General features: G+C 61.7%; 16 protein-coding genes, 1 tRNA gene, 2 rRNA genes and 2 pseudogenes (1 of these 21 cut by a window edge). 15 read left to right on the top strand and 6 right to left on the bottom strand.

Annotated elements, in window-relative coordinates; translation table 11 throughout:
- From KSS94_RS06210 to KSS94_RS06260, 11 genes and pseudogenes are all read left to right on the top strand, one after another.
- A tRNA-Ala gene (locus tag KSS94_RS06210) sits at positions 1 to 67 on the top strand; it begins 9 nt to the left of the window's first position.
- A 245-nt stretch (positions 68 to 312) separates the two neighbouring features.
- A 23S ribosomal RNA gene (locus KSS94_RS06215) occupies positions 313 to 3,205 on the top strand.
- A 134-nt stretch (positions 3,206 to 3,339) separates the two neighbouring features.
- Positions 3,340 to 3,455, top strand: a 5S ribosomal RNA gene (rrf, locus tag KSS94_RS06220).
- 402 nt (positions 3,456 to 3,857) lie between these two features.
- Positions 3,858 to 5,501, top strand: a complete 1,644-nt coding sequence (locus KSS94_RS06225; protein WP_217842151.1) for an acetolactate synthase large subunit — start codon at positions 3,858 to 3,860, stop codon at positions 5,499 to 5,501.
- Between the two features lie 176 nt (positions 5,502 to 5,677).
- A pseudogene (locus KSS94_RS06230) lies at positions 5,678 to 6,781 on the top strand (FAD-dependent oxidoreductase); the annotation flags it as partial.
- 33 nt (positions 6,782 to 6,814) lie between these two features.
- On the top strand, positions 6,815 to 8,062 hold the full coding sequence (locus KSS94_RS06235) for an IS256 family transposase (RefSeq protein WP_217839792.1): 1,248 nt from the start codon (positions 6,815 to 6,817) through the stop codon (positions 8,060 to 8,062).
- A gap of 62 nt (positions 8,063 to 8,124) precedes the next feature.
- Positions 8,125 to 8,982: pseudogene (locus KSS94_RS06240) on the top strand (FAD-dependent oxidoreductase); the annotation flags it as partial.
- Between the two features lie 147 nt (positions 8,983 to 9,129).
- Complete coding sequence (locus KSS94_RS06245) at positions 9,130 to 10,023, top strand: nitrilase family protein (protein WP_217842153.1); 894 nt, start codon at positions 9,130 to 9,132, stop codon at positions 10,021 to 10,023.
- A gap of 42 nt (positions 10,024 to 10,065) precedes the next feature.
- Positions 10,066 to 11,184, top strand: a complete 1,119-nt coding sequence (locus KSS94_RS06250) for a hypothetical protein (protein WP_225935846.1) — start codon at positions 10,066 to 10,068, stop codon at positions 11,182 to 11,184.
- Positions 11,181 to 12,170, top strand: coding sequence for an asparaginase (locus KSS94_RS06255; protein WP_217842155.1), 990 nt, complete (start codon positions 11,181 to 11,183; stop codon positions 12,168 to 12,170). The genes KSS94_RS06250 and KSS94_RS06255 overlap by 4 nt, the downstream gene beginning before the upstream one ends.
- A gap of 81 nt (positions 12,171 to 12,251) precedes the next feature.
- Positions 12,252 to 12,806: a UPF0149 family protein gene (locus KSS94_RS06260; RefSeq protein ID WP_217842156.1), complete on the top strand. Its 555-nt coding sequence runs from the start codon at positions 12,252 to 12,254 to the stop codon at positions 12,804 to 12,806.
- 3 nt (positions 12,807 to 12,809) lie between these two features.
- On the opposite strand, the gene KSS94_RS06265 is transcribed toward KSS94_RS06260, so the two are convergent.
- From KSS94_RS06265 to KSS94_RS06275, 3 genes are all read right to left on the bottom strand, one after another.
- Entirely contained in the window at positions 12,810 to 15,155 is a 2,346-nt protein-coding gene (locus KSS94_RS06265) for a TonB-dependent siderophore receptor (RefSeq protein ID WP_217842157.1), read from the bottom strand.
- Positions 15,156 to 15,278: 123 nt separating this feature from the next.
- Complete coding sequence (locus KSS94_RS06270; protein WP_217842158.1) at positions 15,279 to 16,214, bottom strand: FecR domain-containing protein; 936 nt, start codon at positions 16,212 to 16,214, stop codon at positions 15,279 to 15,281.
- On the bottom strand, positions 16,211 to 16,723 hold the full coding sequence (locus KSS94_RS06275) for a sigma-70 family RNA polymerase sigma factor (RefSeq protein ID WP_217842159.1): 513 nt from the start codon (positions 16,721 to 16,723) through the stop codon (positions 16,211 to 16,213). Before KSS94_RS06275 ends, KSS94_RS06270 begins: the two co-directional genes overlap by 4 nt.
- Positions 16,724 to 17,054: 331 nt before the next feature.
- On the opposite strand from KSS94_RS06275, the gene KSS94_RS06280 reads away from it, so the two are divergent.
- The 3 genes from KSS94_RS06280 to KSS94_RS06290 all read left to right on the top strand — a co-directional run bounded on the left by KSS94_RS06280 (position 17,055) and on the right by KSS94_RS06290 (position 20,766).
- Positions 17,055 to 17,684: a glutathione S-transferase family protein gene (locus KSS94_RS06280; RefSeq protein WP_217842160.1), complete on the top strand. Its 630-nt coding sequence runs from the start codon at positions 17,055 to 17,057 to the stop codon at positions 17,682 to 17,684.
- Positions 17,685 to 17,712: 28 nt separating this feature from the next.
- On the top strand, positions 17,713 to 19,716 hold the full coding sequence (locus tag KSS94_RS06285) for a pyridoxamine 5'-phosphate oxidase family protein (protein ID WP_217842161.1): 2,004 nt from the start codon (positions 17,713 to 17,715) through the stop codon (positions 19,714 to 19,716).
- 150 nt (positions 19,717 to 19,866) lie between these two features.
- A complete protein-coding gene (locus KSS94_RS06290) occupies positions 19,867 to 20,766 on the top strand; it encodes a LysR family transcriptional regulator (protein ID WP_217842162.1) in 900 nt (299 codons plus the stop codon).
- A gap of 14 nt (positions 20,767 to 20,780) precedes the next feature.
- Here KSS94_RS06290 and KSS94_RS06295 read toward each other — a convergent pair whose 3' ends face one another.
- Positions 20,781 to 21,095: a hypothetical protein gene (locus tag KSS94_RS06295; RefSeq protein ID WP_217842163.1), complete on the bottom strand. Its 315-nt coding sequence runs from the start codon at positions 21,093 to 21,095 to the stop codon at positions 20,781 to 20,783.
- Positions 21,096 to 21,266: 171 nt separating this feature from the next.
- On the opposite strand from KSS94_RS06295, the gene KSS94_RS06300 reads away from it, so the two are divergent.
- On the top strand, positions 21,267 to 21,704 hold the full coding sequence (locus tag KSS94_RS06300; RefSeq protein ID WP_217842164.1) for an acetyltransferase: 438 nt from the start codon (positions 21,267 to 21,269) through the stop codon (positions 21,702 to 21,704).
- A gap of 409 nt (positions 21,705 to 22,113) precedes the next feature.
- Here the strand turns inward: KSS94_RS06300 and KSS94_RS06305 are convergent, their stop codons facing one another.
- Complete coding sequence (locus KSS94_RS06305) at positions 22,114 to 22,653, bottom strand: BRO-N domain-containing protein (protein ID WP_217842165.1); 540 nt, start codon at positions 22,651 to 22,653, stop codon at positions 22,114 to 22,116.
- Between the two features lie 614 nt (positions 22,654 to 23,267).
- Positions 23,268 to 24,515: a ribonucleotide-diphosphate reductase subunit beta gene (locus KSS94_RS06310; RefSeq protein ID WP_028690940.1), complete on the bottom strand. Its 1,248-nt coding sequence runs from the start codon at positions 24,513 to 24,515 to the stop codon at positions 23,268 to 23,270.
- Between the last annotated feature and the right edge of the window lie 152 nt (positions 24,516 to 24,667).

The following is a 24,667-nucleotide window of genomic DNA, read 5'->3' on the forward strand; positions in this document are numbered from 1 at the left end:
GCTCAGCTGGGAGAGCGCCTGCCTTGCACGCAGGAGGTCAGCGGTTCGATCCCGCTTGGCTCCACCACTCTTTCAGGTTTCGCAGCACTGTTCAGAACTTAGAAATGAACATTCCGGTGTGAATGTTGATTTCTGGCTTTTGTCAGATCGTTCTTTAAAAATTCGGATATGTGATAGAAATAGACTGATTACCAGTTTCACTGCTGGTGTATCAGGCTAAGGTAAAATTTGTGAGTTCTGCTCGAAAGAGCAACGTACGAATTTTCGGCGAATGTCGTCTTCACAGTATAACCAGATTGCTTGGGGTTATATGGTCAAGTGAAGAAGCGCATACGGTGGATGCCTTGGCAGTCAGAGGCGATGAAAGACGTGGTAGCCTGCGATAAGCTTTGGGGAGTCGGCAAACAGACTGTGATCCAGAGATCTCTGAATGGGGGAACCCACTCAGCATAAGCTGAGTATCTTGTACTGAATACATAGGTGCAAGAGGCGAACCAGGGGAACTGAAACATCTAAGTACCCTGAGGAAAAGAAATCAACCGAGATTCCCTTAGTAGTGGCGAGCGAACGGGGACCAGCCCTTAAGCTGGTTTGAGATTAGTGGAACGCTCTGGAAAGTGCGGCCATAGTGGGTGATAGCCCCGTACACGAAAATCTCTTGCCAGTGAAATCGAGTAGGACGGAGCACGAGAAACTTTGTCTGAACATGGGGGGACCATCCTCCAAGGCTAAATACTACTGACTGACCGATAGTGAACCAGTACCGTGAGGGAAAGGCGAAAAGAACCCCGGAGAGGGGAGTGAAATAGAACCTGAAACCGTATGCGTACAAGCAGTGGGAGCCTACTTTGTTAGGTGACTGCGTACCTTTTGTATAATGGGTCAGCGACTTATATTCAGTGGCGAGCTTAACCGAATAGGGGAGGCGTAGCGAAAGCGAGTCTTAATAGGGCGCTTTAGTCGCTGGGTATAGACCCGAAACCGGGCGATCTATCCATGGGCAGGTTGAAGGTTAGGTAACACTGACTGGAGGACCGAACCGACTACCGTTGAAAAGTTAGCGGATGACCTGTGGATCGGAGTGAAAGGCTAATCAAGCTCGGAGATAGCTGGTTCTCCTCGAAAGCTATTTAGGTAGCGCCTCATGTATCACTGTAGGGGGTAGAGCACTGTTTCGGCTAGGGGGTCATCCCGACTTACCAAACCGATGCAAACTCCGAATACCTACAAGTGCCGAGCATGGGAGACACACGGCGGGTGCTAACGTCCGTCGTGAAAAGGGAAACAACCCAGACCGTCAGCTAAGGTCCCAAAGTCATGGTTAAGTGGGAAACGATGTGGGAAGGCTTAGACAGCTAGGAGGTTGGCTTAGAAGCAGCCACCCTTTAAAGAAAGCGTAATAGCTCACTAGTCGAGTCGGCCTGCGCGGAAGATGTAACGGGGCTCAAACCATGCACCGAAGCTACGGGTATCACCTTTGGTGATGCGGTAGAGGAGCGTTCTGTAAGCCTGTGAAGGTGAGTTGAGAAGCTTGCTGGAGGTATCAGAAGTGCGAATGCTGACATGAGTAACGACAATGCGAGTGAAAAACTCGCACGCCGAAAGACCAAGGTTTCCTGCGCAACGTTAATCGACGCAGGGTTAGTCGGTCCCTAAGGCGAGGCTGAAAAGCGTAGTCGATGGAAAACAGGTTAATATTCCTGTACTTCCAGTTATTGCGATGGAGGGACGGAGAAGGCTAGGCCAGCTTGGCGTTGGTTGTCCAAGTTTAAGGTGGTAGGCTGAAATCTTAGGCAAATCCGGGATTTCAAGGCCGAGAGCTGATGACGAGTGCTCATTAGAGCGCGAAGTGGTTGATGCCATGCTTCCAAGAAAAGCTCCTAAGCTTCAGATAACTGGGAACCGTACCCCAAACCGACACAGGTGGTTAGGTAGAGAATACCAAGGCGCTTGAGAGAACTCGGGTGAAGGAACTAGGCAAAATGGCACCGTAACTTCGGGAGAAGGTGCGCCGGCGAGGGTGAAGGACTTGCTCCGTAAGCCCATGCCGGTCGAAGATACCAGGCCGCTGCGACTGTTTATTAAAAACACAGCACTCTGCAAACACGAAAGTGGACGTATAGGGTGTGACGCCTGCCCGGTGCCGGAAGGTTAATTGATGGGGTTAGCGCAAGCGAAGCTCTTGATCGAAGCCCCGGTAAACGGCGGCCGTAACTATAACGGTCCTAAGGTAGCGAAATTCCTTGTCGGGTAAGTTCCGACCTGCACGAATGGCGTAACGATGGCGGCGCTGTCTCCACCCGAGACTCAGTGAAATTGAAATCGCTGTGAAGATGCAGTGTATCCGCGGCTAGACGGAAAGACCCCGTGAACCTTTACTATAGCTTTGCACTGGACTTTGAGCTTGCTTGTGTAGGATAGGTGGGAGGCTTTGAAGTGGGGACGCCAGTTCTCATGGAGCCATCCTTGAAATACCACCCTGGCAACCTTGAGGTTCTAACTCAGGTCCGTTATCCGGATCGAGGACAGTGTATGGTGGGTAGTTTGACTGGGGCGGTCTCCTCCCAAAGAGTAACGGAGGAGTACGAAGGTGCGCTCAGACCGGTCGGAAATCGGTCGTAGAGTATAAAGGCAAAAGCGCGCTTGACTGCGAGACACACACGTCGAGCAGGTACGAAAGTAGGTCTTAGTGATCCGGTGGTTCTGTATGGAAGGGCCATCGCTCAACGGATAAAAGGTACTCCGGGGATAACAGGCTGATACCGCCCAAGAGTTCATATCGACGGCGGTGTTTGGCACCTCGATGTCGGCTCATCACATCCTGGGGCTGAAGCCGGTCCCAAGGGTATGGCTGTTCGCCATTTAAAGTGGTACGCGAGCTGGGTTTAGAACGTCGTGAGACAGTTCGGTCCCTATCTGCCGTGGACGTTTGAGATTTGAGAGGGGCTGCTCCTAGTACGAGAGGACCGGAGTGGACGAACCTCTGGTGTTCCGGTTGTCACGCCAGTGGCATTGCCGGGTAGCTATGTTCGGAAGAGATAACCGCTGAAAGCATCTAAGCGGGAAACTTGCCTCAAGATGAGATCTCACTGGGATCTTGAATCCCCTAAAGGGCCGTCGAAGACTACGACGTTGATAGGTTGGGTGTGTAAGCGCTGTGAGGCGTTGAGCTAACCAATACTAATTGCCCGTGAGGCTTGACCATATAACACCCAAGCAATTTGCGCGTAAGCCGAATTGTGGTGGTGAAGACGAAAGACCCGAAAATTCGTAGCATCACAAATATCGCATATCCGAATTCGCTGGGCTGTTCACCTGAACGGACTGGCTACCGAATTTCTTGACGACCATAGAGCATTGGAACCACCTGATCCCATCCCGAACTCAGCAGTGAAACGATGCATCGCCGATGGTAGTGTGGGGTTTCCCCATGTGAGAGTAGGTCATCGTCAAGATTCATTTCGCAAAACCCCTATCTGCGCATGCAGGTAGGGGTTTTGTCTTTGGGCGCTGGAAAAGCCAGAGCCTTGTGTGGGCGCGGGCTTGCCCCGCGATTCGGCCCGCCCGGGCAACGCACATACCTGCCAGGCCCTCATCGCCGGCAAGCCGGCTCCTACTGGTACACCACCTGCTGTAATCCCCCACCCCCGGCAAATATCTTTTGCCCCAGCCCTACCTCTCGTCCCTCATCCAAGGGTGCGACAATTATTACCGTTGGTTAACGTGACTTACCCGCACTTACCCTGCGTCAAGACTTAGGTTCGGGGCATCTTCGCGCCCGGACATAGCGATGCCAGCGTACCGTGCTGCGCATTTCTGGACCTCCACCGTCCTATACAACTGAGGTAGATAGCAAGATGGCCAAGGCCGCCGATGTCGTTGTGCAATGCCTGGAAAACGAAGGTGTCGAGTATGTGTTCGGCATTCCTGGTGAGGAAAACCTCGACCTGCTCGAGTCCCTGCGCAAGTCGAAGATCAAGCTGGTACTGACCCGCCACGAGCAATCCGCAGGCTTCATGGCCGCGACCTACGGCCGTCTGACTGGCAAAACCGGTGTCAGCCTGTCGACCCTTGGCCCTGGTGCCACCAACCTGGTTACCGCCAGCGCCTACGCCTACCTCGGCGGCATGCCGATGATGATGATTACCGGCCAGAAGCCGATCAAGAAGTCCAAACAGGGCCGCTTCCAGATCATCGATGTGTGCGGCATGATGGACCCCATCACCAAGTACACCCACCAGTTCGCCTCGGCCGACAACATCCCGGCGCGTATGCGTGAAGCCTTCCGCCTGGCTGAAGAAGAAAAGCCCGGTGCCGTGCACCTGGAGCTGCCGGAAGACATCGCCGCCGAGCAAACCGACGCCCTGCCGATCCCGCGCAGCCTGCACCGTCGCCCACTGGCCGAGCACGTGGCCATCGAAGCTGCCGTCGAGAAGCTGAAGAACGCCCGCAACCCGATCCTGGTAATCGGTGCCGGCGCCAACCGCAAGATGACCGCCAAGGTGCTCAAGCAGTTGATCGACAAGACCGGCATCCCGTTCATCACCACCCAGATGGGTAAAGGTGTAGTGGACGAGCGCCACCCGCGCTTCCTGGGTAACGCCGCGCTGTCGTCTGGTGACTTCGTGCACCGCGCGGTAGAGGCCGCCGACCTGATCGTCAACATCGGCCATGACGTGATCGAGAAGCCGCCGTTCTTCATGGTGCGTGGCGGCACCGAAGTGATCCACGTGAGCTTCCGTTCGGCCGAAGTCGATGCCGTGTACTTCCCGCAGGTGGAAGTGATCGGTGACATCGCCAACGCTGTCTGGCAGATCAGCGAAGCCCTGACCGACACCAGCCACTGGGACTTCACCCGCCTGATGGCGATCCGCGAAGCCAACGAAGCACAGATCGTCGAAGGTGCTGACGACAACCGCTTCCCGGTCTACCCGCAGCGCATGGTTGCCGACATCCGTCGCGCCCTGCCGTCCGAAGGCATCGTTGCCCTGGACAACGGCATCTACAAGATCTGGTTCGCCCGTAACTACAAGGCCCACAAGCCCAACACCGTGCTGCTGGACAACGCCCTGGCGACCATGGGCGCTGGCCTGCCATCGGCCATGGCCTCGCACCTGGTGTACCCGGACCGCCCGGTGATCTCGGTGTGCGGTGACGGCGGCTTCATGATGAACAGCCAGGAGCTGGAAACCGCAGTACGCCTTGGCATGCACATCACCGTGGTGATCCTGCGTGACGACGGCTACGGCATGATCCGCTGGAAGCAGGCCAACATGGGCTTCACCGATTTCGGCCTGGACTACGGCAACCCGGACTTCGTCAAATACGCCGAAGCCTACGGTGCCAACGGCCACCGCGTCGAAAGCGCCGAAGCTTTCCTGCCGCTGCTCGAGCACTGCATCAAGACCCCGGGCGTTCACGTGATCGACTGCCCGGTCGACTACAGCGAGAACGATCGCATCCTCAACAGCGAGCTGCGTGAGCGCGCGCTGGCGGTCTAAACCGTAGTTGCTGCACATCGCGGGGCAAGCCCGCTCCCAAGGCAGATCAAAGGATCTGTGGGAGCGGGCTTGCCCCGCGATGCTTATGTCATTGCCAACAACTAAGTACCACTTCCCAACTACTCAGGTTTGTCATTTTCAGGCTTCTCTTGATCATTGAAAGAAGCGCCTGAATCATGACAATCGGATCGTCACACAACCATCCCGCCGATTTGGCTATTGAGCCGATCTCTACCATCCAGCCGTGGGCTGCACGTTTTCCCAATCCGCCAGATCTTTGCTTTGATTACCGACGCTTGGTCGAGCAACCAGGCGGGATTGCCCGAGCAACAAAACCGGAGCATCGGATTTGCATCGTCGGCGCGGGTGTCACCGGTCTGACCGCTGCGCGCGAGTTGCTGCGTTGTGGCTTCACTCACATCACGCTGATCGAGCAATCGCAGCGTGTTGGCGGGCGGCACCTCACGGTTGTAAACAACCCAGCGAACCATGCCCAACCGTCGACCCCCTTCGAGATGGGGGCAATGCGCATGCCGTTCTTCAATCGTACTGGTGAGCCACCCAAGGCAGGCAGATCACTTATGGCGCATTACGCCGAGCTGTTTGACCTGCACATTTCCGACTTCCCCAATCCAGGTACACCTTGGGTCAACGCCACTGGAATATACCTGCGTGAAGGCCTGCTGGAAGGGGAGGGTGAGCCCCAGTTGCTCATCTGGAAGAACCCGGAAGGTGTTACTCCTCCACCTTCTGAAGTGTTGCAGTCGATCCAGGGCAAATGGCTGCGCTTTGCCAAGCGCTTCGCTGAACAGGTTGCCTTGGTCTATGGCACAGTTGAGTGGGAGGGCATGTGGTCAGCTATTGTAGAGCGCTACCATCGAATGTCCTTCCGCGAGTTGGTGCACTTGCCGATGCTCGAGATATGGAGTGAGTCCAGCCCTGGTGATTTCGGCGGGCTGGGAATGAACAGCGATGAGTCCTCGATCTTTTACGCTATTGGAATAGGCGACGGCAGTTGGGGCGCGTTCTATGACGTCTGCTGCTTGTATCCACTGCGCACGGCGATCTTCGGGTTCAGTAGCCATCTGCAGTTGGTCCACGGCCGGGTGGACTCGCAAGGTGTGCCACTTGCAGCCCCCTATCTGGAAAGCACCAGTGTGCTTGATAGCAAGGGGTTGAAGTTTCAGGCCCCCGCATATCTTGGCCTGGCTGCAATGGACGAATGCCTGTTGTTCATGCCGATGGACGAGGCGGGTAACTCGAGGGTGTCAGAAATTTTGTGTTCGGGCATAACATGAGTAAGAGGTGCATGTATGCCAACCAAGAAGAAACCCTTGCGTGACCTGCCCAAAATCCCCAAAGAGCTGCTGGAGCAGTTCGGTGAGGGCCTGATGTCCGCAGAAGCTATTGAGGATGCCTCTGCGGCGTTCAAGAAGGCCCTGATCGAGCGCGCCTTGAGTGCCGAGCTCGGTCACCACCTGGGCTATCCTCCGGGCGCGCAGCGCCCGGAGGATGAAACCAATCAGCGTAACGGCAAGAGTAGCAAGACGGTTTTGACCGGTGATGGCCCGCTACGGCTGGAAATCCCTCGTGATCGCGACGGTAGTTTTGCGCCCATTCTGATCCCCAAGCATGAGCGGCGTTACACCGGTTTCGATGACAAGATCATCGCCATGTACGCCCGTGGAATGACGGTCAGAGAGATCCGAGCCTTTCTGTCCGAGCAGTATGGAACAGAGGTCTCACCCGACTTCATCAGCTCTGTGACAGACGAGGTCATGGACGAGATTGGCGCGTGGCAACAGCGGCCACTGGAGCCGATGTACCCGGTCATTTTCTTCGATGCGCTGCGGGTGAAGATCCGCGAAGAGGGCCTGGTGCGCAACAAGGCCATTTACTTGGCCCTGGGCGTTCTTCCCGACGGAACGCGAGATATCCTGGGCATCTGGATCGAGAACACCGAGGGTGCGAAGTTTTGGATGAAGGTCTTTAACGATCTCAAGACGCGCGGTGTCGAAGATGTGCTGATTGCCGTGACCGATGGCCTCAAAGGTATGCCAGAGGCTCTCAGTGCCGTGTTTCCAGAGACGACGTTGCAAACGTGCATCGTACACCTGATCCGCAACAGCCTCGACTTCGCGGCCTGGGACAAGCGGCGAGCTCTGGCCAAGGAGCTGAAGCCGATTTACCAAGCCATCAATGCTGAAGCGGCTGAGCAAGCACTCGATGAGTTTGAGAACGGGCCGTGGGGCGAGAAATATCCAACGGTGGTGGCTGCTTGGAGACGGGCTTGGGATCGCGTGATTCCATTCTTTGTTTTCCCGCCCGCCATCCGGAAGGTGATCTATACCACCAACGCCATCGAGAGCATCAACGCCCAGCTACGCAAGGTCATCAAGACTCGTGGGCATTTCCCGAATGATGACGCAGCGACCAAACTGATCTGGCTGGGATTGCGCAACATAACAGCCAATTGGGGAAAGCCGGCCCATGACTGGAAAAGCGCGATGAATCAATTTGCGATTCTGTATGGAGATCGGTTCATCAGGCCGACCTGGTGAGAATCAGGGCCTGCCTGACGGCAGGCCGTTACCGGCCCGCACACAAAAAATCTGACAGTCCCGGTAACTCACTCTATGAGCACTGTATCGCCCGTGAAGATGGGCTACTCACCGACAGTTCAGTATGCGCATTGCACAAGCTGGCTGACGGCAGCATTCAAGTTGATTACCGCTGGCAGCACAGCATTGCGCAGCGGGAGCAATTGCGCAGTGAGGTTTTCGACAGTGTGATTCTGACTACGCCGTCGTGGTTGATCGAAACCAACATGCGTCTTGAAGGCTTCAGCAAAGAGATGCTCCCCCAACCCATCGTTGACGCGTGGAAGCACGCGCACTGGGAGACCAGTTGCAAAGTGTACGCTCCGCTGCAGAAGCGATTTCTCGACAGCACCCCGAAGTTTCCTCAGATTTTGGTCACTGACAGCTTCGTTCATGACGTCTATGCCTATCGCTACAACGATCGCTATGCCTATGACTGCATCCTGCTGAGTTACACCTGGGAGGACGATGCGACCAAGCTCGCGGCATTTTCAGGCAGCGAGCTCGTAGACAAATGCGTGACTGAGCTAGATCGCATTCTGATGCGATGCAGCAATATCGGTGTTCCAATCTCTCCCTACATCGATAAGCGAAACATCCGCATACAACGCTGGATGACGGACCGGAATTCGTTAGGCTGTGCGAAATTGTACCGAGCTGGCACCTACTATCAGGCCATCAGCCTGATGAAATACAACCGCGATCTGGCGAGCACTTCAGGGCTTTACCTGGCCGGTGAGTCCTTCTCTGTTGATGCCGGCTGGACCGAGCCGTGCTTGCGCACAGCCATCGATGCAGTGATCAACCTCTGTGCTGTTACGGGCGCTCAGTTCAACGGTGATTTCTCCCTTGAACATTATCCGCATTATCAGGTGGTCTAGGCCCATTTCAGAAACATTTGTGTGGGACCATTCTTTCGAGAGCTAGAGAACTCTCGTACAGCTTCACAGGAACCTCCTGACTGTTCCACTTAACGTATCAACCGTTCTACTGGCGGCCTTCCACAACAACCACAAAAGGAAGCCGCCATGCAGCCCCCCTCTGCCACCACCCCCGTGCGCATTGCCGTCATCCAGTACGACCCGCAAGTCGGCCTCGAACACTGCGATGGCAACCTCTGCAAAAGCCTGGCCCTGGTCCGCCAAGCCGCCCGTGAAGGCGCCAACCTGATCGTGCTGCCGGAGCTGGCCAATACCGGCTACACCTTCAACTCTCGCGCCGAAGCCTACGCCCATGCCGAGGTGCTGCATCAAGGCCCAAGCCTGCAAGCCTGGGCCGAACTCGCCCGCGAACTGCAGGTATATCTGGTAGCAGGCTTCGCCGAGCGCGAGGGCCTCAAGCTCTACGATAGCGCCGTACTGTTCGGCCCCGACGGCCTGCTTGGTCACTACCGCAAGGCACACCTGTGGAACCAGGAAAAGCTCTGGTTCACCCCCGGCGACCTCGGTTTCCCGGTGTTCGAAACCCCCATCGGCCGCATCGGCCTGCTGATCTGCTGGGACATCTGGTTCCCCGAGGTGCCACGCCTGATGGCCGGGCAGGGCGCCGACATCATCTGCAGCCTGAACAACTGGGTATGGACACCACCGCCACTGTTCGACGAAGCGGGGCGCTGCATGGCTTCGTACCTCACCATGACCGCCGCCCACGTCAACAACCTCTACATTGCCGCCGCCAACCGCATCGGCCATGAGCGCGGCGGGCGCTTCCTGGGCTGCTCGCTGATCGCCGGCACTAATGGCTGGCCCATCGGCGAAGTGGCCGGCGCCGAAGAAGAGTGCATCCTCTATGCTGACGTCGACCTCAGCGCCGCGCGCTCCGCGCCCATCTGGAACAGCCTCAACGACCTGCCCCGCGACCGGCGCACCGACCTCTACGACGCCACCCTCGGCTATCGGCTGCATGCGCCGATGCCGCGCTGAGGAGGCCCCATGGAACAGGTGCTCACCTCCACGCGGCAATCCATGCCCCTACTCATCATCGGCGGCATCGCGACCATGCTGCTCGCCGCCATGGCGCTGGGGCCATGGCCGGACTACGCCCACCTTGCCGCAACCCTGGACCAGCCTCTGAGCCGGTTGCGCTGGATCGTCGGCGATATCAGCGAAGTCGCCTTCTACAAGCACGAGGTGCCTGCACTGGGCTTGCTGCTCGGGGCCAGCCTGGCTCACTGGGCCCAGGTAAAGGGCTACCGCTGGCAAGGCTTTGCCATCAGCTACGGCACAGGCCTGTGGCCCTGGCTGTTCACCAGCTCGCTGCTTGGCCTGCTGCTCAGCCACGCATTGTGGGGCTGGACTCTCGCCAGCGGCACCTGGCAGCCGACCTTCGTCGCCTTCGTGTCGCTGCCGGCGGCCATGGTGCTGTTGTTCGGTGGTGGTTGGCGGGTGACGATCAACGGCGCGCTGCTAGGCGCCGTACTGGTGACGCCCGCGTGCCTGCTGATGGTCAACTACCTGTGCTACCCGCTGGGCTTGCCGGTGGTGGTAGGCAACGTCAGTGGCATGGCGTTGGGTAGCGCAGTAGCCTTCCTGCTGTGCAGGCGCTACCCGGCGCTGGTGCGCGACGGCCTGCGGCCAGCCACACCTGCAACTGCCAGCAAGCCGCACCATGGCGTGGCCTGGACCCTTCGCCGGGTGCTGGCAGACTTCAGCGAGGCGCCGTTCTTCGGCAACGAACTGGCCAGCCTCGGGCTGCTGTTGGGCGTGCTGCTGGCTTATGTGCTGGCTCCCGGCGCCCCAGCCTACGGCTCGCAACTGGTGCTGCATCTGGTGGCGGGGCAGGCGCTGGCGTCGTTGATCGGTGTACTGCTGTGGCGGCGCCAATGGATGACACGGGGCTGGTACCCCACTTATATTCCCATCGTCTCGATCGTGCCGGCCGCAGTGCTCACATTGGGCGGCAGCTGGCAGGTGATAATTGCCAGTGCCGTGCTCGGTGCAGTGATCGCGCCTCCCTTGGCCGTGGCTATCAGCCAGCGCCTGCCGGGCCATATGCATCCCTACATCGGCAATGTCCTGGCCATGGCCATTGGCACCTTGGTGATCGTGCCTGTGGTCGGGCTACTTCCGGGAGCCGCAGCATGAGCCAGCAAACCACACCGCCGCGCATCGCCATCGCCAGCCTGGGCGGTACCGTCAGCATGCAGGCCGGCGGGCCAGGGCAGGGCGTCACCCCGAAGCTTGGCAGCGACGCCCTGCTGGCCACATTGCCGCAGCTTGCAGTGCTGGCACAGGTCGACACCGCCACCTTGTGCCTGCTGCCAAGCCCCTCGCTCGGCTTCCAGGCGTTACTGGACGCACTGGCCTGGGCCACCCGGCAAGTGCAGCAGGGCGCGCAGGGCGTGGTGCTGACCCAGGGCACCGACACCCTCGAGGAGGCCGCGTACTTTCTCGACCTGCTCTGGCCCCACGACGCACCGCTGGTACTCACCGGCGCCATGCGCGCAGCCAACCACCCCGGTGCCGATGGCCCGGCCAACCTGCTGGCCGCAGTGCAGGTCGCGCTGGCAGGCAGCAGCCGTGGGCGTGGCGTGCTGGTGGTGATCAACGACCAGGTCCACCACGCCAGGCAGGTGCGCAAAACCGCCAGCCTGGCCATGGGCGCGTTCGAGTCCCCCGGCAGCGGCCCGGTAGCTGAGGTAGTGGAAGGCCAGGCACGTTATCACCATGCCCCTGCACCTCGCCGGGTACTGCCTGTGCCGCAGCACAGGGCCCAGCGCGTCGCGCTGCTTGAAGCATGCCTCGACGCCGACACAGCGCTACTGCAAGCACTGCCCGGGCTAGGCTACAGCGCCCTGGTGGTCGCCGGGTTCGGCGCCGGCCATGTATCAGCCGCCTGGGCCGAGGCGATGGCAGCGGTTGCCGAACACATGCCGGTCATCGTGGCCTCGCGCACCGGCAGCGGCGCCACGGCCCGCGCCACCTATGGCTTTGCAGGTGGCGAAATCGACCTGCAAACCAAGGGCATGCACATGGCCGGCCCGCTGTGCCCGCGCAAGTGCCGCATCCTGCTGTGGCTGCTGCTGGGCAACTCGGCCCTGCCACGGCTGGACGACTGGCTGAAGCACTAAGCCTGCGTGCCCGTATCTGCGGGCACGTTTCACATGCGCCTGTGCTAGGGTGCACCCATATTCCACCAGGACACCCCGCCCATGCTCCCTGCGCTCAGCGAAAAAGAACTCGACCGCCTCGAAGACCTGCTGATCACCTACGGCAACGACTACTCGGTGCTCAACCTGGCCGAGCTCGATGGTTTCTTCACCGCCCTGGCCAGCTCGCCCAACACCGTCACCCCGGAGCAGTGGCTGCCCACCGTGGCCGGCGGCAAGGTGCCGAAGTTCAAGAAGCCCGCCCACGAAGAAGCCTACGTCGCACTGATGCTGCGCTATGCCAACCAGGTCGCCGAAAGCCTTGGCGAGGACCTTGAGCACTTCGAGCCGCTGTTCGAGGAAAGCGAAGGGGAAAACGGCCCGGTGATCGTGCTCGAGGAGTGGTGCTTCGGCTACATGCGCGGCACCCAGGTCGCCGAGTGGAGCGAGTTGCCGCCTGAACAGGACCGTCTGCTCAAGGCCATCTCCCTGCACGGCCTGGAGGACAACTTCGAACTGCTCGACAACATGAGCCTCGAAGAGCACCAGGCCTGCGTGCCGTTAGTGGTAGAGGCCGCCCGTGGCCTGTACCGCTACCAGAACCAGCAACCCCACTGACCGTCAGAACCCGGCGCTGATGGTGGCCACCAGCGACGCTGGCTCCCCGGCATAGTTGCCGGCGCTGGCGATGGTTTCGATGTAGTCCTTGTCCAGCACGTTGCGGGCGTTCAGCGACACCCGCACGTGCTCGTCGATGTCGTAGAACACACTCATGTCCAGCCGCCCGTAACCCGGGGCGCTGTAGCTGTTGGCCAGGTCGCCGTAGCGCTTGCCGGCAAAGAACACCCCGGCACCAAAGCCCAGGCCCTGCAACGCGCCATCCTGCAACTGGTAGGTCGACCACAGCGAGCCACTGACCACCGGTACGCCCTCCAGCCGGTTGCCTTCCTCCAGGCGCGTATCTTTCACCAGCTTGGCGTCCAGCACGGCGATGTTGCCGATCACGTTCCAGCCGTCCTGGATCTCGCCGCTCACATCCAGCTCCACCCCGCGTACCCGCTGTTCGCCAGTCTGTATCGAGTAGCTGCTGTCCAGCGGATCGGTGGCGGCCAGGTTTTTACGGCGAATCTCGAAGGCCGACAAGGTGGCGCTCAAGCGTTCAGGAATGATGTCGTACTTGGCGCCCACCTCGTACTGCGTGCCGGTCTCCGGGTCGAGCACGCTACCATCGCGGGTCAGCTTGTTCTGCGGCGCGAACGAGGTGCTGTAGCTTGCATACAGCGCCAGTCGCTCAGCGGGCTGGTAGACCAGGCCGGCGCGGGGCGAGGTATCGGAAGGATTGATGTCGATATCGGTGGGCACGCCATTGCGATCATAGTTGCGGTTGCGCTGCGAGACCTGATCCCAGCGTACCCCCAGCAGCAGTTTCCATTGCTCGTTCAGGTCGATCTGGTCTTGCAGGTACAGGCCATAGCTTTCCTGGTCGAACCGCGAATCCTCGCCAAAGCCGAATGGCCCTGGCTGGGCGCCGTGCACCGGGTTCCAGATATCCAGCGGCGCCAGGTTGGCCCGCAGCATGGTCACGCTGCGCTTGCCCTTGACCGTCTCCACCCCGGCCAGCAACTGATGGTTCAAACCGCCGGTGGCAAAGCGCGCAATAGCTTCGAACTGGGCGCTGAGCGAGCGTTGTTCCTCGTCGAAGTCAGTGGCCCGGCGCACCAGGGTGCGGCCATCGGCCTGCAGGGTGCGCTGGCTGACATTCAGCATGCTCTTGGTGGAGTGGTCCCAGCGCGTCACCTGGCGCAGGGTCAGCCAGTCGTTGAGGTCGTGCTCCAGCTTGAACCAGGCCGCGGTCTTGTCGCTGCTGCTGTGGGACCAGGGCTCTTCCAGAAACACCTTGTGCCGTGCGTCAACCCGATCGCCGATCACCTGCAGCCCGCGGTCGTACTGGGCGTCGGTTTCGGTGTATTCCAGGCCCATGTCCAGGCGCGTGCTGTCGTTGGGCAGCCACGCCAGCGACGGGGCGAAGTAGCGGCGGTGGCTGTCGCGGTACAGGTCGCGGTAGCTGCCCTCGGTCTGGTAAGCCATGGCCAGGCTGCCGGCCAGCCCGTGCTCGGCCGACAACGGCCCGCCAACCCAGGCCTGGCCGCGTTGCAGGTCGAACGAGCCGGCCTGCAGCTTCACCTGCGCCTCTGGCACCAGGGTCGGCCGGCGGGTGACCACGTTGATCAACCCGCCCGGGTTGCCGCGCCCGTACAGCACCGACGCCGGTCCCTTGAGCACCTCGATGCGCTCGACGCCGGCAAGGTCGGTGAGGATTTCCGGGCGCACCGTCAGCGAGTTGGTCAGCACCCCGTCGATGGCGTAGGTGGTGCCCTGAAAGCCCCGCACGATAAAGCTCTCGACACTGCCGCCATGGGTGTTGCCGCGCTGGATGCTGCTGACGTTGCTCAGAGCGTCGGCCATGCTGGTGGCCTGCTGGTCCTCCAGCACCTGGCGCGGCACCACCTGGATTGACTGCGGGATATCGCGCAGCGGCGCATCGGTCTTGGTGCCGACGCTGCTGTGGGAGGCCTTGTAGCCGTACAGCGGGCCGATGGCCGACTGGCGCACGTCGTGCAGGCCGTTGATGTTGGTCGAGTCCAGGTGCAGGGCAGGGGAGCTGGGTTTCGGCCGCAAGGTGTAGGTATTGCCGGCTTGCGGCACGGCCTCCAGGGTGGTGCCGCGCAGCAGCAGTTCAAAGCCCTGGGCCGTGCCCACATCGCCTTGCATGCCCGGGCTTTGCAGGCCGCCGACCATGGTCGGGTCCAGCGGCAGGGTGACCCCGGCCTGGGCGGCGAACTCGGCCAGCGCCTGGCTCAACGGCCCGGCCGGGATATTGTAGTGCCGATCGTCCTCGGCCCAGGCCAGGGGCGCGGTGATGAAGCTGGCGAGCAGGGCGAAGCGGAACGGGGCGGGTGTGCGCATGGGGGCTTCCTGACAGCGGTTACAGGTGGGTTCAGGAAGAGGACACGCGAGGTGCGCAAAACACGACATCCGGTTTCTCATGGGTTCAGGCAGAGGGCCTCATCGCGGGGCAAGACACCCATCTCAAGCCGCCACCACCGTCACCCAATACCGCGTCACAGACTGGACCCGCACCGGGAACGCCATCGCCAACGCCGCCAGCGCCGCCTCGGTATCGTTCAACTGGAACGTTCCCGACACCAGTACCCCCGCAACCTCCGGCGCACAGCGCGTCCAGCCCGGTCGATAGCGCCCCAGCTCGGCGACGAACTCCCCCAACGGCATGCGCTCAACCCGCAGCACGCCATCAATCCAGCCCGCGCTGCCAGCCACCGCGCCCAATTGATGCACCCCATCGGCGCCGATCAACGCCTGCCCACCCGCCTCGATGCGCACAGCCTCACCCTGCAAAGGCGTTGCCGCCACCGCCCCCTCGAACACCTGCAAGCGGTCATGCCCATCGAACTGGCGCACGGCAAAGCGCGTCCCCAACGGCTGGAACGCGCCCCACGCCGATTGCACCCGCAACGGCCGCGGGTCCGCCCCCGTGCGCAGATACAGCTCGCCCCTGCGCAGCACCAGCAGGCGCTCATCGGCGCTGTAACGGATATCCACGGCGCTGTCGGTGTTCAGGTGCAGCTCGCTGCCATCGTCCAGGGTCAGCCGGCGACGTTCGCCCACGCCGGTGCTGATATCCGCCATCAGCCCGTCCAGGCTGCCCGTGCGCTGCAAGGTCACCCCCAGCGAGCCCAGCACCACCAGCGAAGTCAGCGCCTTGAGCGTTGCCCGCCGGCCCAGCGCCGCCGGGCGCTGCAACGCTGTGCGCGCAAGTTGCGGGGGTATCGCCTGCACCTGGGCGCTGAAGCGCGCCGCCAGTTGCCAGGCGCGTTCGTGGTCGGCGTGGGCGGCGCGCCAGTCGGCGCAACCCTGCAAGGCTTGCGGCGAGCTGTCCTGCTGCAGATGCAACAGCCAACGGGCCGCCTGCTGGGCGACCGGGCGCGAGATCGGTTGCGTGCTCACAGCCAGCCCTCCGCACCCAGCACGATGCATTCCTCATAGGCCTTGACCAGCCAGCGCTGCACCGTGCGCACGTTCACGCCCATCTCCACGGCAATCTGCTCCTGGCCCCAGCCCTCCAGCTGCGACAGCAGGAACGCCCGGCGCGCCTTGCCCGGCAAGCGCGCCAACACCCGGTCCACAGCCGTCAGCGCCTCCAGCAGGGCCGCCTGGTGTTCGGCACTGGGCGCTTGATCCTCGGGCAGGGTGGCCAGGGCCTCCAGGTAAGCACGTTCCAGCGAGCGGCGCCGGTACAGGTTCAGCAGCAACCGGCGGGCGATGGTGGCCAGGTACGCACGCGGTTCGTGCAGTTCGGCGGGCGGGGAGTGGGTGAGCAGGCGCACGAAGGTGTCCTGGCTCAGGTCGGCAGCATCGCAGCGGTCGTTCACGCGCCGGTACAGCCACCCCTGCAGCCAGGTGTGGTGGCTGCGGTAGAGCTGTTGGACAGGGGCACGATGCGCAGGTGGTGGCATGGGGGAGATGATGGCTATTGAGAATGGGTTGCATTCTAGATGGCCAGGCAGGTTTCGGGCAATTGCTCTTCTGGCACGGTCTCTGTAGGAGCGGCCTTGTGTCGCTAAAGGGCTGCGCCAGCAGCCCCCGACAATGTTGCAGGGGGGCGCAAACCCTGGGGCTGCTCGCGCAGCCCTTTCGCGACACAAGGCCGCTCAGACGATAAACCATCTGACTTCGCCAATTATTCCACCTGGCGAAATTATGGATTGCTCTGCGCCCTGATTCTGTTGCCCGGCGAATCAGCGCAGCATACCCCTCACACAACCAACCCCCCCCGGAGCCACCGCCATGACCACCCCGATCAAGCTCTACAACTTCCCCAAGTCCGGCCACGCCCACCGCATCGAGCTGATGCTCTCGCTGCTGAACCTGCCCACCGAACTGGTCTTCGTCGACCTGGCCAAAGGCGAGCACAAGCAACCCGCCTTCCTCGCCCTCAACCCCTTCGGCCAGGTACCGGTGATCGACGACAACGGCACCGTCCTCGCCGACTCCAACGCCATCCTGGTCTACCTGGCCAAGGCCTACGGCGCTGAGCAGTGGCTGCCCCAGGACCCGCTCGGCGCCGCCCGCGTGCAGCGCTGGCTGTCGGTGGCCGCCGGCCCCCTGGCCTTCGGCCCTGCCGCCGCGCGCCTGGTGACGGTGTTCGGCGCCTCGTTCAACACCGACGAAGTGATCGGCCGCGCCCACACCTTGCTCAAGGTGATCGACGCAGAGCTTGCCCAGCGCCCGTTCCTGGTGGGCGAGCAGGCCACCATCGCCGATGTCGCCAACTACTCGTACATCGCCCACGCCCCAGAAGGCAACGTGTCGCTGCAGCCATACCCCAACGTGCGCGCCTGGCTGGCCCGCATCGAAGCGCTGCCGGGCTTCGTACCGATGCCGCGCACCGTGGTCGGCCTGCAAACCACCCTGTAACGCCGTAACCCACACGAGGAATGCCGCCATGCGCTCTCCCTGGCACGAAGGTGAAAAGCGTCTGCAAGCCCAAGCCGGTGTAGCCGAGCGCATGGAGGTGCACGGGCAGAAGGTCATCCGCGACTACATGCCCGACCAGCACCGCAGCTTCTTCCAGCAGCTGCCGTTCATGGTGGCAGGCGCGGTGGACGCCGACGGCAAACCCTGGGCGACCCTGCTCGAAGGCCCGCAAGGCTTCGTCAGCTCGCCCGACCCCAAGCAACTGCTGATCAGCGCCACGCTGCCCGCCACCGACCCGGCCAGCGCCGGCCTGGTGGCGGGTGGCGCCATCGGCCTGCTCGGCATCGAGCTGCACACCCGTCGGCGCAACCGCCTCAACGGCCATATCCGAGCGGCCAGCGCCGGCCAGTTGCAGGTAGAAGTGGAGCACTCGTTCGGCAACTGCCCGCAGTACATCCAGCTGCGCGAATACACCCGGGTCGACGAGCCGGCCGGTGAGCGTATCGACGCCCACGAGCTGAGCGCTGCGGCCATCGCCATGATCGAAAATGCCGACACCTTCTTCGTCGCCAGCTACGTGGCGCAAGAGGATGGCCAGCATTCGGTGGACGTCTCCCACCGCGGCGGGCGCCCCGGTTTCGTCAAGGTCGAGGGCAACCGCCTGACCATCCCCGACTACGCCGGCAACCTGCATTTCAATACCCTCGGCAACCTGCTGGTAAACCCCCAGGCCGGCCTGCTGTTTGTCGACTTCACCAGCGGCAACGTGCTGCAACTGAGCGGCCATGCCGAGGTGTTGCTCGATAGCCCGCTGATCCAGGATTTCGAAGGCGCCGAGCGCCTGTGGACGCTGCAGGTCGAGCACGTGGTACTGCGCCCGGCGGCGGTATCGCTGCGCTGGGCATTTCGTGAATACGCCCCCACCAGCCTGAGCACCGGCATCTGGGCCGAAGCCGAGCAACGTACCCGGCAGCGCGAACGCCAGCGCCAGTGGCAAAGCTGGCGCGTACTGCGCGTCGAACAGGAGAGCCTGGATATCCGCTCGTTCTACCTGCAACCCGAAGACGGCCAGCCGGTGACGTTTGCCCCTGGCCAACACCTCCCGGTGCGTCTGCAACTGCCGGGTGACAAGCCGCTGATCCGCACCTACAGCCTGTCGAGCGCCCCCTCTGACGGCCAGCTGCGCATCAGCGTCAAGGCCCAGGGCCCGGCGTCACACTACCTGCATGCGCAACTGCACCCCGGCGACCTTTTGCAGGTGCGCCCGCCCATGGGCAGTTTCACCCTGGCCCCAGGCAGCCAGCGGCCGATCGTGCTGATCGGCGCCGGCGTCGGCATCACCCCGCTGATCGCCATGCTGCGCGAGCAATTGAGCCTGAACCAGGGCCGTCCCATTCACCTGTTCCACGGCGGCCGCTCACTCGCCGAACTGCCGTTCCGCCAGGAGCTGGATGCGCTGCAACAGCAGGCCGGCGGCCTGCTGCACATACACCGCGCCCTGAGCCAGCCCGAAGCCGACGCCGTGCAAGGCCGCGACTACCAGTTCGCCAGCCGCCTGGGCATCGCGCAGGTGAAGGCCATGCTGGCGCTGGACGACTACGACTTCTACCTGTGCGGCCCGGCCAGCTTCACCCAGGACCTCTACGAAGGCCTGCGCAGTATCAACGTGCCCGACGCCCGCATCCACGCCGAAGCCTTCGGCCCCTCGACCCTGCGCCGCCACGGCGACAGCAGCCAGCCCGTGGTACCGCAGCCCCCGGCCGCCACCGAGCCGGTGCCGGTGTACTTCGCCAGCTCCGCCAAGCAAGCCCGCTGGGCGCCTGGCAGCGGCACGCTGCTGGAACTGGCCGAAAGCCGTGGCCTGACGCCGGAGTTCAGCTGCCGTGGCGGCTCGTGCGGCACTTGCAAGACCAAGCTGGTCAGCGGCCAGGTGCATTACCCCAACCCGCCCGCCGAAATGCCCGAGCAAGGCACGGTGCTGATCTGCTGCGCCGTGCCTGCGGATGGTGGGCCCTTGGTACTGGAGGCATGAGGCATATGGCCCAATCGCCGGCAAGCCGGCTCCTACAGGCTATGCGCCAAACCCTGCAGGAGCCGGCTTGCCGGCGATTGGCCCTTCAACCCAGCACAAAAAAACCAGATAGCCGATAATCCAGGCACTCACCCAACCCCAGGCCCCCCCATGGACCAGATCCACCTGATGAAGGTGTTCGTCGCCGTCGGCGAACTGGAAAGCTTCGCCGCCGCTGCCCGCCGCCTGGCCATTTCGCCTGCCGCCGTCACCCGCGCCATCACCGCCCTGGAAGAACAGCTCGGGGTCAAGCTGCTGCAGCGCACCACCCGCAGCGTACGCCTGACCGAAGCCGGCAGCCGCTACCTCGAAGACACCCGGCACATCCTCGCCAGCATCCTTGAGGCCAACGAAGCCGCCGCCGGCATCAACGCCGCACCCAAAGGTGACCTGGCCGTGACCGCGCCGATCCTGTTCGGCAAGAAGTTCGTCATGCCGTGCATCGTGCGCTACCTGCAGCAGTACCCCGAAGTGGACATTTCGGCATTCTTCCTCGACCGCGTGGTCAACCTGGTGGAGGAGGGCATGGACGTCGCCGTGCGCATCGGCCAGCTCCCCGACTCGGGCCTCAAGGCGTTGCGCGTGGGCAAGATGCGCCGGCTGCTGTGCGCCGCCCCCGACTACCTCGCGCGCCACGGCACCCCGCGCCACCCAAGCGAGCTGCAGGGCCACACGGTGATCGCCGCCGGCACGCTATCGCCGCGCACCGACTGGCGCTTCGGCGCCATCGACGACCCCACCCTGATCCGCATGAAGCCGCGCCTCACCGTCACCAGCAACGACGCCGCCATCGCCGCCGCCTGCGCCGGGCTGGGCATCGCCCGGTTGCTGTCCTACCAGGTGGCCGACGAGCTCGCCGCCGGCAGCCTGCAGGTAATCCTCGCCGAATACGAAGAAGCTCCCTGGCCGATCCATATCCTGCACCGCGAGAGCAAATACGGCTCGACCAAGGTGCGCACCTTCATCGACATGCTCGCCGAGCATCTGCGCAGCCACGAGCACCTGCGCTGAGGCACACAACTGCCTCAGAAGCGGGTGTGATCCCTGTAGGAGCCGGCTTGCCGGCGATGAGGCCGGCACAGCCAGCACAAGACAGTTGCACGGCCATCGCGCTGCGCCACGCCATGTATTGAGATGTGGGAGATGCCTGGCAAGTAGGAGGAAACGTCATAGGCCGGCGTGAGATACCAACTGCCGTCGGTCTCCATCATGAAGGTGGTGTTCATGGTGTGCCAGCCCTGAAAAAACGCCAGTAGTTCAAGGCCCATTTTTCTAGGCGCAATCAGCATTAATTGGTACTCAAGCCTGGAAATCCAGGCGTTGTGGGTATGCGCCGTCATTGACGCAGGCCGGGCAAGCCCGTATTTTGCAGCCTCCCTCCATCCCGGCTACCCCTGCCGTGCACCGCCCAGGCGTTAACTCGCGAAGCGGTCATACAGGCGCCGACACTTAACTGGCCGCTGTCCCGCAGCGTGCTGCTATTTCGTTATCAAGTGTAAAAGGATGACTGCATGATCATTCGTCAGGCCATTGCGGCCGATCACCCCCTGCTGCTCGACATCTGGCAACGCTCCGTGCGCGCCACCCACCACTTCCTGCAAGCGTCCGACATCGACGCACTGCTGCCACAACTGCGCGACATCTACCTGCCGGCCGTCGAGCTGTGGGTAGCGGTAGACGCCGAAGACACCCCGCTGGGCTTCATCGGCCTCAACGAACACCACGTGGAAATGCTCTTCATCGACCCCGACTTGCGCGGCCAGGGTATCGGCCGGGCCCTGCTCGACCACGCCCGCAGCTCGCGCGATACGTTGAGTGTCGACGTCAACGAGCAGAACCCCGAGGCGGTGGGCTTCTACTTGCATTACGGCTTCGTCCAGACCGGCCGCTCGCCATTGGATGGTGAGGGTAGGCCATTCCCATTGCTGCACATGAGTCTGCCTGGCTAAGCCCCGCTAGAAGGGCATCCGCACACCCTTTGGGAGCGGGCTTGCCGGAGTGCCGGACTACCGCTAAGCAGGCGACGCGGTGCTCCGGTGATCTCGCTCCCACAGGGTTTCGAAACATTCAAACTCTGTAGGAGATCCCCCGGTCCTTCGGGCTGCGCTTTCGCGCAGAGAACTAGTCTTGCAGATGCGCCACGGCCCCTGTGGGAAGCGGCCTTGTGTCGCGATGGGCTGCGCAGCAGCCCCGGCAATTTTGCATGAGGCCGAGGCCTTGGGGCCGCTTCGCGCCCCATCTCGACCGGACGGCGCCCCGGCAAGGCCGCTCCCACAGAGACCGCGTTAAATCAATGAGTTGTAGTTTTCTCTAGGGGCCCGCGATGGGCCGCAAAGCGGCCCCAGCCCAGGCGCAAACTCAATCCCCAACCCCATGCAACCGCAGCGCCCGCTGCGCACATTCCTTCCAGCTCAATCTGCGCCGCCCAGGCAGCACAGCCGGCACCTCAGCCGCCATCACCACCGGCATATCCCGCATCCGTACCCAAGCCTCGCTCTGCCAATACAGCAAGCTCGCCGTATGCCCACCCGGCCAGCACATCCTACCCAAGCGGGGCAGGTCATCCGCCACGGAGCCTTGCCCATCCCGCAGCACCGCCACCACCTCATGGGTCAGCCAGTGCCGCAGGTGGCGGTTCTCGGGGATATGGTGATGAGCCAGCAGGGTATAGGCCCCGGACTCGCTGACCATGGTGGTGTCCTGGTACTGGCCATAGCGCAGCAGCCGCACGCTGCGATGCTGGTCCGGGTCGAGCTTGCGGATGCAGTGTTCGTCGAAGAAGCGCCCGGTCATCCGGCCGAGTTCGAGGGCGCAGAACCAGGCTTGGGATTCGAGCCAGAGGGTGTGGAGGTGGCGGTTGTGGCGGGTGAAGAGGGTAGGGAAGTAGTGGTTGTCCATGATGGGCTATCCAGAATCAGGAGAGCCGTTTCTAACGGGAACGGGATTCCGCCGCGTGAGCGTTCTTAAGCGCTGACCTGCCAAGCTAGAAGACAACACCTGCTTCGTCAATTCAGGAACACATTTTGAAGTAATGGTGGCGTTATGATATTTCTTGGCTACTCAACCAGAGATAGGAAGTCTCATGAATCGATCAGAAAGAGCCAGTCAGATATGGGCGGTGCTTGCATTGGCGGCACGTAACCGACAGTCGCTTACGTATGGGATGCTCTCGAGGTTGATTGGAGTTCCTGCAGCAGGTATGGGCAGGTTACTGGAGCCTATACAGTCGTATTGCATTCTGCAGGACCTGCCACCTCTAACACTTTTGGTTGTTCAAAAAAGTTCGGGGTTGCCAGGGCGTGGTTTTATCGGGGCTAAAGCTGCGGACTACGCTCGAGATCAAATGCGAATATTTGCATATGATTGGCTGGCGCATGGAAACCCCCAAGCAGAAAAGCTCGAGCAGGCAGTATTGGAGCTTCCATCTAATGGCGAGGAGGTTGACTCAGACGAGTGAGCCTTCAATATGAAAAAGGCTGCCCAAAGGCAGCCTTTCTGGATAGCAGAACCGGTCAATCCCAGCTCAACGCCCCACCAGTCTGATACTCAATCACCCGAGTCTCAAAGAAGTTCTTCTCTTTCTTCAAGTCCATGATCTCGCTCATCCAAGGGAACGGGTTGGTAGTCCCCGGATACTCTTCCTTCAACCCAATCTGAGTCAAACGACGGTTGGCAATGAACTTGAGGTAATCCTCCATCATCGCCGCGTTCATGCCCAGCACGCCGCGTGGCATGGTGTCGCGGGCGTATTCGATCTCAAGCTGAGTACCCTGCAGAATCATCTGGGTAGCCTCTTCCTTCATCGCGGCATCCCACAGGTGCGGGTTTTCGATCTTGATCTGGTTGATCACGTCGATGCCGAAGTTCAGGTGCATGGACTCGTCACGCAGGATGTACTGGAACTGCTCGGCAACGCCGGTCATCTTGTTGCGGCGGCCCATGGACAGGATCTGGGTGAAGCCGCAGTAGAAGAAGATGCCTTCCAGTACGCAGTAGTAAGCGATCAGGTTGCGCAGCAGCTCTTTGTCGGTCTCGACGGTGCCGGTGTTGAACTCCGGGTCCGAGATGGCGCGGGTGTACTTCAGGCCCCAGGCGGCTTTTTTCGCGACCGACGGGATCTCGTGGTACATGTTGAAGATCTCGCCTTCATCCATGCCCAGCGACTCGATGCAGTACTGGTAGGCGTGGGTGTGGATCGCCTCTTCGAAGGCCTGGCGCAGGATGTACTGGCGGCACTCCGGGTTGGTGATCAGGCGGTACACGGCCAGGGCCAGGTTGTTGGCAACCAGCGAGTCGGCGGTGGAGAAGAAGCCGAGGTTGCGCATCACGATGCGGCGCTCGTCTTCGGTCAGGCCGTCCATGCTCTTCCACAGGGCAATGTCGGCGGTCATGTTGACCTCTTGCGGCATCCAGTGGTTGGCGCAGCCGTCCAGGTACTTCTGCCAGGCCCAGTCGTACTTGAACGGTACCAGCTGGTTCAGGTCGGCGCGGCAGTTGATCATGCGCTTTTCATCGACCGCAACGCGGGCCGAGGAGCCTTCGAGCTCCGCCAGGCCTTCGGCGATGTCCAGGGCGTCCAGGGCCGCCTTGGCGCGCTTGACCGCGTCGGAGTCGGCGGCGGTGGCGGCGCGGGCTTCCAGGGCGGCGGCACCGCCGGCGCTGTCGAGCTTGTCGAGGGTGGCGGCAGCGGCCTGCGCAGGGGTGTTGCCCTTGGCAGCTACTTCGCCGTCTTCTTTGTCGAATTCGTCCCAGCTCAGCATGGTTTGGCTCCTGCTTGAGGGTCGCCCTGAGGCAACCGGTTGGATTTTAAGAATGTGATGCCTGACGCACGGCCAACGGGCGAATGGTCAGCTCGAGAGGCTGACTCTCGTTACATCTGGATCTGCGCCTGGCCAGGCCTCGGGGAGGGGCC

Source organism: Pseudomonas fakonensis, from assembly GCF_019139895.1.
In the GTDB taxonomy this organism is placed as follows: domain Bacteria; phylum Pseudomonadota; class Gammaproteobacteria; order Pseudomonadales; family Pseudomonadaceae; genus Aquipseudomonas; species Aquipseudomonas fakonensis.

Excerpts from the sequence above, each read along its gene's own strand:
- KSS94_RS06235 (WP_217839792.1), top strand. The coding sequence starts at position 6,815 with ATGCCAACCAAGAAGAAACCCTTGCGTGACCTGCCCAAAATCCCCAAA.
- KSS94_RS06290 (WP_217842162.1), top strand. The coding sequence starts at position 19,867 with ATGGACCAGATCCACCTGATGAAGGTGTTCGTCGCCGTCGGCGAACTG.
- KSS94_RS06260 (WP_217842156.1), top strand. The coding sequence starts at position 12,252 with ATGCTCCCTGCGCTCAGCGAAAAAGAACTCGACCGCCTCGAAGACCTG.
- KSS94_RS06225 (WP_217842151.1), top strand. The coding sequence starts at position 3,858 with ATGGCCAAGGCCGCCGATGTCGTTGTGCAATGCCTGGAAAACGAAGGT.
- KSS94_RS06300 (WP_217842164.1), top strand. The coding sequence starts at position 21,267 with ATGATCATTCGTCAGGCCATTGCGGCCGATCACCCCCTGCTGCTCGAC.
- KSS94_RS06255 (WP_217842155.1), top strand. The coding sequence starts at position 11,181 with ATGAGCCAGCAAACCACACCGCCGCGCATCGCCATCGCCAGCCTGGGC.
- KSS94_RS06295 (WP_217842163.1), bottom strand. The coding sequence starts at position 21,095 with ATGACGGCGCATACCCACAACGCCTGGATTTCCAGGCTTGAGTACCAA.
- KSS94_RS06280 (WP_217842160.1), top strand. The coding sequence starts at position 17,055 with ATGACCACCCCGATCAAGCTCTACAACTTCCCCAAGTCCGGCCACGCC.
- KSS94_RS06245 (WP_217842153.1), top strand. The coding sequence starts at position 9,130 with ATGCAGCCCCCCTCTGCCACCACCCCCGTGCGCATTGCCGTCATCCAG.
- KSS94_RS06305 (WP_217842165.1), bottom strand. The coding sequence starts at position 22,653 with ATGGACAACCACTACTTCCCTACCCTCTTCACCCGCCACAACCGCCAC.
- KSS94_RS06265 (WP_217842157.1), bottom strand. The coding sequence starts at position 15,155 with ATGCGCACACCCGCCCCGTTCCGCTTCGCCCTGCTCGCCAGCTTCATC.
- KSS94_RS06275 (WP_217842159.1), bottom strand. The coding sequence starts at position 16,723 with ATGCCACCACCTGCGCATCGTGCCCCTGTCCAACAGCTCTACCGCAGC.
- KSS94_RS06285 (WP_217842161.1), top strand. The coding sequence starts at position 17,713 with ATGCGCTCTCCCTGGCACGAAGGTGAAAAGCGTCTGCAAGCCCAAGCC.
- KSS94_RS06250 (WP_225935846.1), top strand. The coding sequence starts at position 10,066 with ATGCCCCTACTCATCATCGGCGGCATCGCGACCATGCTGCTCGCCGCC.
- KSS94_RS06310 (WP_028690940.1), bottom strand. The coding sequence starts at position 24,515 with ATGCTGAGCTGGGACGAATTCGACAAAGAAGACGGCGAAGTAGCTGCC.